Below are 13,006 nucleotides of genomic sequence, written 5' to 3' on the forward strand. Positions count from 1 at the left end.
AAGGTCGCGCTGGCGAGAACGTTGGTGTGTTGCTGCGTGGTACTAAGCGCGACGACGTAGAGCGTGGTCAAGTACTGGCTAAGCCGGGCTCAATTACGCCACACACTCGTTTTGAAGCAGAAGTGTATGTGTTGTCGAAAGAAGAGGGTGGTCGTCACACGCCGTTCTTTAAAGGCTACCGTCCACAGTTCTACTTCCGTACCACAGATGTTACGGGCGCTTGTGAGCTGCCTGAAGGCACTGAGATGGTTATGCCTGGCGACAACGTAAAAATGGACGTGACCTTGATTGCGCCCATCGCGATGGAAGAAGGTTTGCGTTTTGCAATTCGTGAAGGTGGCCGTACTGTTGGCGCCGGCGTTGTTGCTAAAATCGTAGAATAAACCGTCACGCCATAGGTGTGATTAGGTTTGTAAAAGGGGAGGCCTTGGTCTCCCCTTTCTTAATTGCAGAATGTGTTTTTGGTTTTTGTTCGTGGTTGCTGTCTAAGTAATGAAATATCCGAGATTATTGGTTGACAACGTCTCGGGATATCATTAACATTCCGCTTCCTTTTTTCGGGTTACTTCACGCGGATTCGTCGCGCTGGGCTCGGATTTATTTGGGATGGGAGTTTGATCAAGTGCAAAATCAGCGGATTCGAATTCGTTTAAAGGCTTTTGATCACCGTCTCATTGATGCGTCTACGCAAGAGATTGTGGATACTGCAAAGCGTACTGGTGCGCAGGTAAGAGGTCCGATTCCTCTTCCTACTCGCAAAGAGCGCTTTACAATACTGGTCTCTCCGCATGTAAATAAGGATGCGCGTGATCAATATGAGATCCGCACCCATAAGCGCATGCTGGACATCGTAGAGCCTACAGAAAAAACTGTAGATGCATTGATGAAGTTAGATTTGGCGGCTGGTGTAGAAGTTCAAATTAGTCTTGGCTAATTAAAACATTTATTAATACTGAATTATATTCAGACCCGCTCGGGGGCTGGCCCTGGGTTGTGTAACGCGCTTTACCGCGCGGCCATAGAGGGTGTTAGCCCCGTACACTGAGAGGTTGGAGCAATGACTATTGGTTTAGTCGGTCGTAAAAGCGGCATGACGCGCGTTTTTACAGAAGACGGCATATCTATTCCGGTGACGGTGATTGAGGTTAATCCTAATCGCGTTACTCGTGTCAAGGCAGATGATGCTGATGGCTATAGCGCGATCCAGGTAACAACTGGTGCACGTAAAGCGTCACGTATCTCTAAAGCAGAAGCAGGGCATTTTGCTAAAACTGGTGTAGAAGCTGGTCGTGGCCTGTGGGAATTTCGTTTGGAGCAAGGTGAGGCGAGCCCGGAAATCGGTGCTGAGCTAACGGTTGCTATATTCGAAGCTGGTCAGAAGGTTGACGTGACTGGGCAGTCTAAGGGTAAGGGTTTTCAGGGCGGTATTAAGCGCTGGAATTTCCATATGCAAGACGCTACTCACGGTAACTCCTTATCGCATCGTGTACTTGGTTCTATCGGTCAATGTCAAACGCCAGGTCGCGTTTGGAAAGGCAAGAAGATGGCCGGTCACATGGGTGCAGAGCAGGTTACTGTTCAGACTCTTGAAGTTGTTCGAGTGGACGCTGAACGCAACTTGATCTTGGTCAAGGGTGCTGTTCCAGGTGCTCCAGGTGGTGACGTGTTTGTGCGTCCCGCTGTGAAAGCTAAAAAATCCTAGGGGGCGATGCAGTGGAATTAAGTATTGCGAAACCCGGTAACGGGGCTGCGGCGGGAACGGTTCAGGTATCTGACGTTACTTTTGCTCGTGAGTTTAACGAAGATCTAGTGCACCAAGTTGTTGTAGCCTTTATGGCCGGTGCGCGTCAGGGAACTCGTGCTCAGAAAACGCGCTCTGATGTTCGCGGTGGTGGTAAGAAGCCATGGCGTCAGAAGGGTACTGGTCGTGCTCGTGCAGGTACTATTCGTTCGCCAATATGGCGCGGTGGTGGTGTTACGTTTGCAGCGAGACCACAAGATCATAGTCAAAAAGTTAACCGCAAAATGTATCGTGCAGCAATTTGCACGATCCTGTCAGAACTGGCTCGTCAAGAGCGTCTGATTGTGGTTGAAGAGTTTACTTTGGAAGAGCCAAAAACCAAGTTGCTAGTGAAGTCGCTCGGTGAGTACGGTCTTAAGGGCGCTCTTGTAGTGACCGAAGAAGTAAACGGTAATTTGTATCTGGCGGCACGCAATCTCCATGATGTCGACGTTCGCGATGTAAGCGGCGTAGACCCCGTTAGCCTAATTGGCTACGAGAAGGTGGTTGTGACTGTGGCTGCATTGAAAAAGTTTGAGGAGCTGTTGGGATGAATACAGAGCGCATCTATAAGGTACTGCTCGGCCCGCACGTTTCTGAAAAAAGTGCAGCCAGTGCTGAGCTGAGCAATCAGGTGGTATTTAAAGTATTGCCGACGGCCAGCAAGCTTGAAATCAAAAAAGCGGTTGAAAAGCTTTTTAAAGTTGATGTGTTGAATGTTCGCACCGTCAACGTTAAGGGTAAAGTAAAGCGTAATCGTTTTGGTTTGAGCAAAAAATCGAACTGGAAAAAGGCGTATGTTAGCCTTGCGCAGGGTCAAGATATCGACTTTGCGGTCGCTGAATAAGTCTGGAGTTTAGTCAAATGGCAATTGTTAAAAGTAAACCGACTTCTCCCGGCCGTCGCTTTGTCGTCAGGGTTGTAAATCCTGATTTGCACAAAGGTGCGCCGCACAAGCCGCTGCTTGAGAGTCAGTCGCGCAATGGTGGCCGTAATAATAACGGTCGTATCACTACCCGTCATATTGGTGGTGGCCATAAGCAGCATTATCGTTTAATCGATTTTAAGCGTAATAAAGATGGTATTCCGGCGCGCGTAGAGCGTTTGGAGTATGATCCAAACCGCACAGCGTTCATCGCCTTGGTGATGTATGCAGACGGTGAGCGTCGTTATGTGATAGCGCCTAAGGGTGTGTCAGCAGGTGACGAGATTGTTTCCGGTGATGCGTCGCCGATCAAGCCAGGTAATGCTCTGCCTCTGCGCAACATTCCAGTGGGTAGTACTATCCACTGTGTTGAAATGAAGCCCGGTAAAGGCGCGCAGTTGGCGCGTAGTGCAGGTACTTCGGCTCAGCTGGTTGCACGTGACGGTCAATACGTAACAATTCGTTTGCGTAGCGGTGAGACCCGTAAGGTATTATCTGAGTGCAAAGCAACATTGGGTGAAGTATCCAACAGCGAGCACAGCTTGCGTAAGTTGGGTAAAGCTGGTGCATCGCGCTGGCGTGGTGTTCGTCCTACCGTTCGCGGTGTGGCAATGAACCCGGTTGATCACCCACATGGTGGTGGTGAAGGTCGTACTTCTGGTGGTCGTCATCCCGTATCTCCTTGGGGTATGCCGACTAAAGGGTATAAGACTCGTAAAAATAAGCGTACAGACAAACTAATCGTTCGTCGTCGCGGCAAATAAGCTGCTTAGATGATCATTAGAGTAAAGAGGATAAGCTTGTGCCACGTTCATTAAAAAAAGGTCCGTTTGTCGATCTTCATTTGTTGAAGAAGGTTGAAGTAGCGGTAGAAAAAAACGATCGTCGCCCCATTAAAACGTGGTCGCGTCGCTCCATGATTCTGCCTGAAATGGTAGCTCTGACCATCGCTGTTCATAACGGTCGTCAACATGTCCCAGTTATTATTTCTGAGGATATGGTAGGGCACAAATTGGGTGAATTTGCCGCGACTAGGACCTACAAGGGTCACGTGGCCGATAAAAAGGCCAAGCGTTAAGCTTGCGCCGGGAGAGGCTTTGAAGATGGAAGTAGCGGCACGTTTAAAAGGCGCAAGAATTTCTGCTCAGAAAGCTCGTTTGGTTGCTGACCAAATTCGCGGAAAGGGTGTTGAGGAATCGCTGGATCTGTTGACGTTCAGCTCTAAGAAAGCGGCGAGCATTATTAAGAAAGTGCTCAACTCCGCGATCGCCAACGCTGAGCACAATGAAGGCGCGGATGTTGATGAGTTAAAGGTTACAACGATTTTTGTAGATGAGGGCTCGACTATGAAGCGCCTTCGTCCACGTGCAAAAGGTCGTGCGGATCGGATTCTGAAAAGATCTTGTCATATTACGATTAAAGTTGCTGACAGCGAAGGCTAGCTAGGAGAGACCACATGGGTCAGAAAGTACACCCGACCGGCATCCGGCTGGGGATCGTTAAAGAACATAATTCCGTTTGGTACGCTAGTGGTAAGAACTACGCTGCGAACTTAATTACGGATCTAGAGGTTCGCGAGTTGCTTGAAAAGAAACTCGCGCATGCATCGGTAAGTCGAATTGTTATTGAGCGTCCGGCGCAAACCGCACGTATCACAATTCACACTGCGCGTCCTGGTATCGTTATCGGTAAAAAGGGCGAAGACGTCGACAAGCTTCGTAAAGAGTTGTCTGTCAAAATGGGTGTGCCGGTTCATATCAACATCGAGGAAATCCGCAAGCCGGATCTTGAGGCGAAGTTGGTAGCCATGAATGTCGCTCAGCAATTAGAGCGTCGCGTTATGTTCCGTCGTGCGATGAAGCGTGTTGTTCAAAACGCAATTCGTCAGGGCGCGGAAGGTATCAAAGTACAAGTAAGCGGTCGTGTCGGCGGAGCTGAAATAGCTCGTACCGAGTGGTATCGCGAAGGACGTGTGCCTTTACACACACTACGTGCTGATATCGATTATGCAGCGCACGAAGCAGCTACGACTTACGGCATCATTGGTGTCAAGGTCTGGATCTTCAAGGGTGAAATCTTGGGAACCAGAAAAGAGGCGGTCGAAGCTAAGGCTAAGAAAGGTTCAGAGTAAGGGTTACGCAAATGTTACAGCCGAAGCGCACAAAGTTTCGCAAGCAACACAAAGGTCGCAACCGTGGTCTGGCAGAGCGCGGTAGCCGGGTCAGCTTTGGTGATTTCGGCCTGAAGGCAGTTGGTCGCGGACGTATTACAGCTCGTCAGATAGAGGCGGCACGTCGTGCTATGACTCGCCATATCAAACGGGGTGGAAAGATCTGGATTCGAGTTTTCCCAGACAAGCCAATTACCGAAAAGCCTCTGGAAGTTCGTCAGGGTAAAGGTAAGGGTAATGTTGAGTACTGGGTTGCGCAGATTCAGCCAGGTAAGGTCTTGTACGAAGTAGAAGGCGTTACTGAAGAGTTGGCGCGTGAAGCATTCGCCTTGGCGGCAGCAAAAATTCCGCTGGCAACCACATTTGTTAAGAGGGTGGTGATGTGATGAATGCTATAGAGTTACGCGAAAAGTCAGTTGACGATCTGAATGCCCAACTGTTGCAGTTACTTGAAGAGCAATTCAAGTTGCGTATGCAAAAGAGTACGGGCCAGTTATCGCAGACGCATTTGCTGAAGAAAACTCGTCAGGAAATTGCACGCGTTAAAACTGTGCTCCAGGAAAAGGCAGGTAATTAAAATGTCAGAAGTAGCGAAAAGTGCTCGTACAGCCACTGGTAAGGTCGTCAGTGACAAGATGGATAAAACCATCACTGTACTGATTGAGCGTCGGGTTAAGCACCCTATTTATGGTAAGTACATTACGCGCTCGTCGAAAGTTCACGCTCATGATGAAAAGAATGAGTGCAAAATTGGTGACGTAGTGACAGTTTGCGAAACACGTCCAGTATCCAAGTTGAAAACTTGGGCATTGATTAGTGTAGATGTAACGGCTACCCAGGTTTAATTTCACCGGCGGCCCTTGTGCAATCGCTTGATGCACTGTTGACTGGTTTGGAGTAAGAAATGATTCAAACAGAAAGCTATTTAGAAGTTGCAGATAATAGTGGCGCACGCCGCGTTATGTGCATCAAGGTGCTTGGCGGCTCACATCGTCGCTATGCACGAGTCGGCGATCTGATCAAAGTCACTGTCAAAGAGGCTATTCCTCGTGGCAAAGTGAAAAAAGGTCAGGTAATGACAGCTGTTGTAGTTCGTACTAGGAAAGGTGTTCGTCGTGGTGACGGTTCGCTGATCAAGTTTGACGATAACGCTGCAGTGTTGCTAAACAATAACAACGCACCTATCGGCACCCGTATTTTTGGGCCGGTGACGCGTGAATTGCGTGGCGAGAAGTTCATGAAGATTATCTCTTTGGCACCGGAAGTACTTTAGTAACTGGGTGTAAAGAGAAGGCTGAGGTCAAGGTTATGCGTAAGATTAAGCGTGAAGACGAAATTATCGTCTTAACCGGTAAAGACAAAGGTAAGCGCGGCGTTGTCCAAAAAGTAATGGATAACAATAAGCTGATGGTTGCCGGTATTAATATGATTAAGAAACACCAGCGTCCAAACCCGCAGTTGGGTGTGGCCGGTGGTATCGTCGAGAAAGAAGCGCCGATTCAAGTTTCAAATGTAGCGATTTATAATCCGACCAGTAAAAAGGCGGATCGCGTGGGCTTTAAGGTGGCCGAAGACGGCAGCAAGACCCGTATCTTTAAATCCAGCGGCGAAGCGGTTGACGCGTAGGGGTTAGTGGAAAATGGCACGATTAGGTGAACTATACCAAAACGAGTTGCGGGCTAAGCTGATAGAGGAGCTTTCTTTAGCTAACCCTATGGAAGTTCCGCGCATCACCAAGATCACTCTAAATATGGGTGTTGGTGAGGCAGCTGGTGATAAGAAAGTTCTGGAAGCAGCGCTTACGGACCTGTCAAAGATTGCAGGCCAAAAGCCGGTGGTTACGTTGGCGCGCAAGTCAATTGCGGGCTTTAAAATTCGTGACGGTTGGCCGATTGGTTGTAAGGTGACCCTTCGTGGCGCCCAGATGTACGAATTTTTGGATCGCTTGGTCAGTGTTGCAATTCCGCGTGTTCGAGATTTTCGCGGCGTAAGCCCAAAATCGTTCGACGGTCGTGGTAACTTTGCAATGGGTGTGACCGAGCAGATCATATTTCCAGAAATTGATTACGATAAAGTTGATACACTGCGCGGTCTGGATATCACCATAACCACTACCGCTCGCAATGACGATGAAGGTCGCGCGCTGTTAAAAGCGTTTAACTTTCCGTTTAAAGGTTAAGGGGTAGGGGAATATGGCAAAGCAGTCTATGAAGGCGCGTGAATTAAAACGCACCCAAACTGTAAAAAAATTCGCTGCAAAGCGCGCTGAGCTAAAAGCTATTATTGTCAGCGTGTCTGCTAGCGATGAAGAAAAGTGGGATGCGCAGGTTAAACTGCAGAAGCTGCCACGTGACGCGAGTCCTTCTCGCCAGCGTCGTCGCTGCCAGATTACTGGCCGTCCACACGGTGTTTACCGCAAGTTTGGTCTTTGCCGTAACCAGCTCCGTCAAGCCGCAATGCGCGGTGATGTCCCCGGCTTAGTTAAGGCTAGCTGGTAAAATTGAGAATTTTGCTGTCGCTGGCATTAGCCGCGGCGTTTAACGGGAGCAAAACATGAGCATGCAAGACCCTTTAGCGGATATGCTGACACGCATCCGCAACGCTCAGATGGCAGGTAAAACTGCTGTTAAAATGCCGTCATCTAAATTGAAAGTATCTGTTGCTAAGGTGCTTGAAGATGAAGGTTATGTCGCCGGTTCACGGGTTGAAGAGCAAGGTGGCAAGGCAGAGCTGACGGTAGATTTAAAATACCATCAGGGTAAGCCAGTTATCGCTGAAATCAGTCGCGTAAGTCGCCCTGGTCTCCGCGCTTACGCAGGTAAAGATGAATTGCCATCAGTACGTGCAGGGCTGGGTATCGCTATAGTGTCAACCAGTCATGGTGTAATGACTGATCGCGCAGCAAGAGCTGCCGGTGTTGGCGGCGAAGTGCTTTGCACTGTTTTCTAAAGCGACAGTTTAAAGAGTTCTTAACATGTCAAGAGTAGCGAAAAGTCCGGTGACTATCCCCTCAGGGGTTGAAGTCAAACTCGACACCAGCAACATCTCTGTAAAGGGCAAGAACGGCACGTTGGTTATGCCGTTGCACAAGTCTGTAGAGATCAAGCAGGAAGGCGAGTTGTTAATATTTTCAGCGCGTGAAGGCGCGAAAGATGGTTGGGCAATGGCGGGTACCACTCGCTCACTGACTAACAATATGGTTGTTGGCGTGAGTCAAGGTTTTCAGCGTAAGCTGGTCCTTAACGGTGTTGGTTACCGTGCCAAGTCAAATGGCAAGTCTATAAATTTGGTGCTGGGTTTTTCGCATCCGATCGACTATGACTTACCAGAAGGTGTTACCGTCGAAACCCCAACACAGACTGAAATTGTGTTGAACGGTACAGACAAACAGATTTTGGGTAAGGTAGCGGCCGAAATCCGCGCGTTCCGTCCGCCAGAGCCTTATAAAGGCAAGGGTGTTCGTTACGCGGAAGAAAACGTCCGTCGTAAAGAAGCGAAGAAAAAGTAAAGGCAAGGTTATGAGCGATAAGAAAGTTTCAAGATTACGTCGTGCTCGCCGCGCTCGCTTTAAAATGCGTGAGCTACGCGCCGTACGTTTGAGCATTCACCGCACACCACGCCACATGTATGCGCAGCTTATTGCAGCATCCGGTGACGTTGTGTTGGCGAGTGCATCTACACTAGATAAAGATTTGCGTGCTGGAGCGACCGGTAATGTCGCGGCAGCCGCTAGTGTGGGCAAGTTGATCGCTGACCGTGCGAAAGCCGCAGGCGTGACAAAGGTCGCTTTTGACCGCAGTGGATTTAAATTCCACGGCCGTGTCAAAGCGCTGGCAGATGCTGCCCGTGAAGGTGGTTTGGAATTCTAAGGTTTTAGGCGATGGCGTATAACGATCAGAAAGACAAAGCAAACACAGAAGGCCTGCAAGAGAAGCTTGTCCAGGTAAACCGTGTTGCAAAAGTGGTCAAAGGTGGCCGCATTTTCAGCTTCACTGCCCTTACGGTAGTGGGTGATGGAAGTGGTAAAGTTGGCTTCGGTCGCGGTAAAGCGCGCGAAGTACCTGTTGCTATCCAGAAAGCGATGGAAGCAGCTCGCCGCAATATGGTTCAAGTAGATATCAAGGGTGACACCATCCAGTACGCCGTAAAAGGTCGTCATGGTGCGTCTAAGGTCTACATGCAGCCAGCATCTGAAGGTACGGGCGTTATCGCCGGTGGTGCGATGCGATCGGTGCTAGAAATTGCTGGTATTCATAACGTATTAGCCAAGTGCTACGGTTCTACAAACCCGGTAAACGTGGTTCGTGCAACTATTAAAGCACTGGAAAGTGTTTCCTCTCCAGAAGAAGTCGCAACAAAGCGCGGCAAAACTGTAGAAGAGATCTTGGGCTAAGACACAGGCAGGATTTGCTATGAACAAGATTAAAGTCACACTAGTTCGTTCTGTTACAGGACGACTTAAGTCGCACAAGGCCTGTGTTGCTGGTCTTGGCTTGCGCCGTATCCGCCACACTGTTGAAGTAGAAGATACTCCATCAGTCCGCGGCATGATCAATAAGGTCAACTATTTAGTACGTGTTGAGGGATAAGTGATGAGCGATATGCGTTTAAACACGCTGAGCCCGGCACCCGGCCGAGTTAAAGATGGCAAACGGGTAGGTCGTGGTATCGGTAGTGGCTTGGGTAAAACCGCAGGTCGTGGTCACAAAGGTCTGAAGTCTCGTTCAGGTGGCAGCGTGCGTCCAGGTTTTGAAGGCGGCCAAATGCCGTTGCAAAAGCGTTTGCCTAAGTACGGCTTCACCTCGCGTTTGTCTCGCGTTACTGCGCAAATCCGCACGGCGGAATTGATGGCAGTCGCTGACGATGTGATCGATTTGGATGCGCTTAAGCGTGCTGATTTAATTAACAGCAATATTGAGCGTGCCAAGATCTTTTTGTCAGGTGATCTGAACAAAGCAGTTACTGTGAAAGGTTTAGCGGTAACTAAAGGCGCTCGCGAAGCTATTGAAAAAGCTGGCGGCAAAGTCGAGGAATAAGGCGAACTTAAATGGCGAAGCCCAATCCACAAGTAGCTGGTAAACAATCCGGAATGGGCGAGCTTATGGCTCGCCTCCGTTTTTTACTGCTAGCGATAATTGTTTATCGTATCGGTACGCATATACCGGTGCCAGGTATTAATCCGGATCAGCTCGCCGCATTGTTCAATCAAAACCAAGGTACGGTTCTTGGTTTGTTTAATATGTTCTCCGGCGGTGCCTTAGAGCGTATGAGTATTCTGGCGCTGGGTATCATGCCCTATATCTCTGCATCGATTATTATGCAGTTGATGTCGGCGGTTAGCCCAACATTAGAAGCTTTGAAAAAAGAAGGCGAAGCTGGAAGGCGGCAGATTAGTCAATACACCCGTTACTTGACGGTGGTGCTTGCGCTGCTTCAGGGAACCGGGATGACAGTAGGCCTCGCAAACCAAGGCTTGGCTTATAGCCCAGATTTTACGTTTTATTTTGTTTCGGTAGTGTCATTGGTCACCGGCGCCATCTTTATGATGTGGTTGGGTGAGCAGTTAACGGAGCGTGGTGTAGGTAACGGCATATCAATGCTGATATTTGCAGGGATTGTTGCAGGGCTGCCGTCGGCAGTTGGCCAATCTTTAGAGCAGGCACGCCAGGGCGAATTAAATATTTTGGTTCTGCTGGCGGTGTTGGTTCTAGCGATAGCAGTTGTGTATTTGGTAGTGTTCATCGAGCGTGGGCAGCGGCGTATTACAGTCAATTATGCCAAGCAGCAGCGCGGAAATAAGATGTACCAAGCGCAGTCTAGCCATTTACCGATGAAAGTGAATATGGCCGGTGTTATACCAGCAATATTCGCGAGTTCTATTTTGTTATTCCCCGCGTCTATTGCGCAGTGGGTTGGGCAAAGTGGAGAAGGTATGGAGTGGTTGCAAGATGTTGCCTTGGCGATTGGGCCCGGTCAGCCTCTTAACATATTATTGTTTACCGCATTGATCGTATTTTTCTGTTTCTTCTATACCGCATTGATGTTTAATCCGGACGAAGTGGCAGATAACTTGAAGCGTTCGGGCGCGTTTTTACCAGGGATTCGTCCCGGTAAGCAAACGGCGAACTATATAGACGGCGTATTAACCCGTTTGACCATGTTTGGCTCTTTATATATTGCCGGCGTGTGTTTGTTACCGCAGTTTTTGGTTGTTATGTGGAATGTGCCATTTTATCTCGGTGGCACGTCACTGTTGATCGTTGTGGTTGTAGTGATGGATTTTATGGCTCAGGTTCAGTCTCACCTGATGTCCCAGCAATACGACTCAGTCTTGAAAAAGGCTAATTTGAAGAATTACGGCGGTGGTGCGCGTTAAAGCTCACTAACCTGATGGCTTGTTTGGAGTATCAAAATGAAAGTACGTGCATCGGTAAAGACAATTTGCCGCAACTGTAAAATCGTTCGTCGTAAAGGTGTGGTTCGGGTTATTTGTAGCGTTGAACCACGTCATAAACAGCGACAGGGCTAAGGAATTCGGGATCGGGGTTGTTTTTCAATCTCGGTGCGGGTAGACTACTGCGCCTTTCGTGCAGCCGTTAAACCGCTTCCCGGTCATTGCTAAGCGTTAAAAGAATTGGGCTTAATTGGAGTAACCTGAATGGCTCGTATTGCAGGTGTCAACATACCAGATAACAAGCATGCTGTTATTTCGTTGACGTATATATATGGCGTTGGCCTCACACGTGCTAAAGCACTGTGCGCTAAAACAACAATAGCTGAAGACGCGAAAATCAGTTCTTTGTCTGAAGAGCAGCTCGATGCACTTCGTGGCGAAGTCGCAAAACTGTCTGTAGAAGGCGACTTGCGTCGTACAGTTTCTATGAACATTAAGCGTTTACTAGATTTGGGCTGCTACCGCGGCATGCGTCATCGTAAAGGTCTGCCGCTTCGCGGTCAGCGTACTAAGACTAATGCGCGTACGCGTAAAGGTCCACGTAAGCCGATTCGTAAGTAATTTAAAGGCAGTAATCCTTTAGTGTAGCTACACCACTTGTGTAGTGTTGATATTAGAGTTGGATATAGAATATGGCCAAACCAGGCAAGCAAGCTCCACGGAAAAAGGTCAAAAAGACCGTCGTGGACGGTGTTGCGCATGTACATGCGTCGTTTAATAACACCATCATCACTATTACAGATCGTCAAGGTAACACGCTGAGCTGGGCAACAGCCGGTGGCAGTGGTTTCCGTGGCTCTCGTAAAAGTACTCCTTTCGCCGCACAGGTTGCTGCAGAACGCGCCGGTAACGCTGCGAAGGATTACGGTTTGAAAAATCTAGATGTTCAAGTTAAGGGTCCCGGTCCAGGACGTGAGTCTGCTGTGCGTGCCTTAAATAACTGTGGCTACAAGATTACAAACATCACTGACGTGACGCCTATTCCACATAATGGTTGCCGTCCTCCTAAGAAACGTCGCGTTTAATTAACAGTTGAGGAATACAGAAAATGGCTAGATATTTGGGCCCAAGCTGTAAATTATCCAGACGGGAAGGTACTGACCTTTTCTTGAAGAGTGGTGTTCGTCCGCTGGATTCTAAGTGTAAAGCTGAAACTGCACCCGGTATGCACGGTGCACGTCGTGGTCGTCTTTCTGACTACGGTGTTCAGTTGCGTGAAAAACAAAAAGTTCGTCGTATGTACGGCGTGTTAGAAAAGCAATTCCGTGCTTACTATACAAAAGCTGCTCGTCGTAAAGGCGCGACAGGTGAGAACCTGCTGCAACTTTTGGAAGGCCGTTTAGATAACGTGGTTTATCGTATCGGTTTTGGCTCTACACGTGCCGAGTCACGTCAGTTAGTGTCACATAAATCAGTATTGGTAAATGGCAAGACAGTTAACGTACCGTCTTACCAAGTGCAGGCTGGTGATGTTGTTAGTGTTCGTGAGAAATCCAAAGTCCAGTTGCGGATTCAATCTGCAATTGCTCTTGCTGCGCAGCGTGGCGATGTTTCTTGGATTGATATAAATGCCACCAAAATGGAAGGTGTTTTCAAGAATGCTCCAGATCGTAGCGACTTGTCTTCTGAGATCAACGAGCAACTGATCGTTGAGCTTTACTCGAAGTAAGTTAAACT

General features: G+C 48.6%; 27 protein-coding genes. All 27 read left to right on the forward strand.

The genetic code is table 11. The features are described from left to right. On the forward strand, window positions 1-383 hold a 383-nt coding region (locus AB4875_RS15875), incomplete at its 5' end, for an EF-Tu C-terminal domain-related protein (RefSeq protein WP_497023482.1). A 239-nt stretch (window positions 384-622) separates the two neighbouring features. After that, on the forward strand, window positions 623-934 hold the full coding sequence (gene rpsJ, locus AB4875_RS15880; protein WP_008248372.1) for a 30S ribosomal protein S10: 312 nt from the start codon (window positions 623-625) through the stop codon (window positions 932-934). A gap of 123 nt (window positions 935-1,057) precedes the next feature. Next, a complete protein-coding gene (rplC, locus tag AB4875_RS15885) occupies window positions 1,058-1,702 on the forward strand; it encodes a 50S ribosomal protein L3 (RefSeq protein WP_368377099.1) in 645 nt (214 codons plus the stop codon). A gap of 11 nt (window positions 1,703-1,713) precedes the next feature. Then, window positions 1,714-2,334, forward strand: coding sequence for a 50S ribosomal protein L4 (gene rplD, locus AB4875_RS15890; protein ID WP_368377100.1), 621 nt, complete (start codon window positions 1,714-1,716; stop codon window positions 2,332-2,334). Further along, window positions 2,331-2,627 (forward strand): 50S ribosomal protein L23, encoded by a 297-nt coding sequence (gene rplW, locus AB4875_RS15895; protein WP_368377101.1) that lies wholly within the window; start codon window positions 2,331-2,333, stop codon window positions 2,625-2,627. The genes rplD and rplW overlap by 4 nt, the downstream gene beginning before the upstream one ends. Window positions 2,628-2,644: 17 nt before the next feature. Next, entirely contained in the window at window positions 2,645-3,469 is an 825-nt protein-coding gene (gene rplB / locus AB4875_RS15900) for a 50S ribosomal protein L2 (RefSeq protein WP_368377102.1), read from the forward strand. A gap of 38 nt (window positions 3,470-3,507) precedes the next feature. After that, a complete protein-coding gene (gene rpsS, locus AB4875_RS15905; protein WP_008248348.1) occupies window positions 3,508-3,783 on the forward strand; it encodes a 30S ribosomal protein S19 in 276 nt (91 codons plus the stop codon). 25 nt (window positions 3,784-3,808) lie between these two features. Then, a complete protein-coding gene (gene rplV, locus AB4875_RS15910) occupies window positions 3,809-4,147 on the forward strand; it encodes a 50S ribosomal protein L22 (RefSeq protein ID WP_368377358.1) in 339 nt (112 codons plus the stop codon). A gap of 14 nt (window positions 4,148-4,161) precedes the next feature. Next, window positions 4,162-4,836 carry a 30S ribosomal protein S3 gene (gene rpsC / locus AB4875_RS15915; protein WP_368377103.1) on the forward strand — a complete coding sequence of 225 codons (675 nt, stop codon included), beginning with the start codon at window positions 4,162-4,164 and terminating at the stop codon, window positions 4,834-4,836. A gap of 11 nt (window positions 4,837-4,847) precedes the next feature. Continuing rightward, window positions 4,848-5,261 carry a 50S ribosomal protein L16 gene (gene rplP, locus AB4875_RS15920; RefSeq protein WP_368377104.1) on the forward strand — a complete coding sequence of 138 codons (414 nt, stop codon included), beginning with the start codon at window positions 4,848-4,850 and terminating at the stop codon, window positions 5,259-5,261. Next, complete coding sequence (gene rpmC / locus AB4875_RS15925; RefSeq protein WP_368377105.1) at window positions 5,261-5,452, forward strand: 50S ribosomal protein L29; 192 nt, start codon at window positions 5,261-5,263, stop codon at window positions 5,450-5,452. The genes rplP and rpmC overlap by 1 nt, the downstream gene beginning before the upstream one ends. 1 nt (window position 5,453) lies before the next feature. Next, window positions 5,454-5,720: a 30S ribosomal protein S17 gene (gene rpsQ / locus AB4875_RS15930; protein ID WP_368377106.1), complete on the forward strand. Its 267-nt coding sequence runs from the start codon at window positions 5,454-5,456 to the stop codon at window positions 5,718-5,720. A 59-nt stretch (window positions 5,721-5,779) separates the two neighbouring features. Next, window positions 5,780-6,148 carry a 50S ribosomal protein L14 gene (gene rplN, locus AB4875_RS15935; protein ID WP_368377107.1) on the forward strand — a complete coding sequence of 123 codons (369 nt, stop codon included), beginning with the start codon at window positions 5,780-5,782 and terminating at the stop codon, window positions 6,146-6,148. Window positions 6,149-6,183: 35 nt separating this feature from the next. Beyond that, entirely contained in the window at window positions 6,184-6,501 is a 318-nt protein-coding gene (gene rplX, locus AB4875_RS15940; protein WP_368377108.1) for a 50S ribosomal protein L24, read from the forward strand. Window positions 6,502-6,514: 13 nt separating this feature from the next. Continuing rightward, window positions 6,515-7,054, forward strand: coding sequence for a 50S ribosomal protein L5 (gene rplE, locus AB4875_RS15945; RefSeq protein ID WP_368377109.1), 540 nt, complete (start codon window positions 6,515-6,517; stop codon window positions 7,052-7,054). Between the two features lie 13 nt (window positions 7,055-7,067). Continuing rightward, the gene (gene rpsN, locus AB4875_RS15950; RefSeq protein ID WP_368377110.1) at window positions 7,068-7,373 is read left to right on the forward strand and encodes a 30S ribosomal protein S14; all 306 of its coding nucleotides are present in this window, start codon (window positions 7,068-7,070) and stop codon (window positions 7,371-7,373) included. 55 nt (window positions 7,374-7,428) lie between these two features. Beyond that, on the forward strand, window positions 7,429-7,824 hold the full coding sequence (rpsH, locus tag AB4875_RS15955; protein ID WP_368377111.1) for a 30S ribosomal protein S8: 396 nt from the start codon (window positions 7,429-7,431) through the stop codon (window positions 7,822-7,824). Between the two features lie 25 nt (window positions 7,825-7,849). Next, on the forward strand, window positions 7,850-8,383 hold the full coding sequence (rplF, locus tag AB4875_RS15960; RefSeq protein WP_368377112.1) for a 50S ribosomal protein L6: 534 nt from the start codon (window positions 7,850-7,852) through the stop codon (window positions 8,381-8,383). Between the two features lie 10 nt (window positions 8,384-8,393). Next, entirely contained in the window at window positions 8,394-8,744 is a 351-nt protein-coding gene (gene rplR, locus AB4875_RS15965) for a 50S ribosomal protein L18 (protein WP_103684242.1), read from the forward strand. A gap of 11 nt (window positions 8,745-8,755) precedes the next feature. Next, complete coding sequence (rpsE, locus tag AB4875_RS15970; protein WP_103684241.1) at window positions 8,756-9,268, forward strand: 30S ribosomal protein S5; 513 nt, start codon at window positions 8,756-8,758, stop codon at window positions 9,266-9,268. 19 nt (window positions 9,269-9,287) lie between these two features. Further along, window positions 9,288-9,464 (forward strand): 50S ribosomal protein L30, encoded by a 177-nt coding sequence (rpmD, locus tag AB4875_RS15975; RefSeq protein WP_159240990.1) that lies wholly within the window; start codon window positions 9,288-9,290, stop codon window positions 9,462-9,464. A 12-nt stretch (window positions 9,465-9,476) separates the two neighbouring features. Beyond that, complete coding sequence (rplO, locus tag AB4875_RS15980) at window positions 9,477-9,911, forward strand: 50S ribosomal protein L15 (RefSeq protein WP_368377359.1); 435 nt, start codon at window positions 9,477-9,479, stop codon at window positions 9,909-9,911. Window positions 9,912-9,922: 11 nt separating this feature from the next. Beyond that, on the forward strand, window positions 9,923-11,251 hold the full coding sequence (secY, locus tag AB4875_RS15985; protein WP_368377114.1) for a preprotein translocase subunit SecY: 1,329 nt from the start codon (window positions 9,923-9,925) through the stop codon (window positions 11,249-11,251). Between the two features lie 36 nt (window positions 11,252-11,287). Next, on the forward strand, window positions 11,288-11,404 hold the full coding sequence (gene rpmJ / locus AB4875_RS15990) for a 50S ribosomal protein L36 (RefSeq protein WP_008248307.1): 117 nt from the start codon (window positions 11,288-11,290) through the stop codon (window positions 11,402-11,404). Between the two features lie 129 nt (window positions 11,405-11,533). Next, window positions 11,534-11,890, forward strand: a complete 357-nt coding sequence (rpsM, locus tag AB4875_RS15995; protein ID WP_368377115.1) for a 30S ribosomal protein S13 — start codon at window positions 11,534-11,536, stop codon at window positions 11,888-11,890. A gap of 71 nt (window positions 11,891-11,961) precedes the next feature. Further along, the gene (gene rpsK, locus AB4875_RS16000; RefSeq protein ID WP_368377116.1) at window positions 11,962-12,354 is read left to right on the forward strand and encodes a 30S ribosomal protein S11; all 393 of its coding nucleotides are present in this window, start codon (window positions 11,962-11,964) and stop codon (window positions 12,352-12,354) included. A 23-nt stretch (window positions 12,355-12,377) separates the two neighbouring features. Further along, window positions 12,378-12,998, forward strand: a complete 621-nt coding sequence (rpsD, locus tag AB4875_RS16005; protein ID WP_368377117.1) for a 30S ribosomal protein S4 — start codon at window positions 12,378-12,380, stop codon at window positions 12,996-12,998. Window positions 12,999-13,006: the final 8 nt, after the last annotated feature.

The organism is Zhongshania sp. R06B22 (genome assembly GCF_040892595.1).
Classification (GTDB): domain Bacteria; phylum Pseudomonadota; class Gammaproteobacteria; order Pseudomonadales; family Spongiibacteraceae; genus Spongiibacter; species Spongiibacter arctica.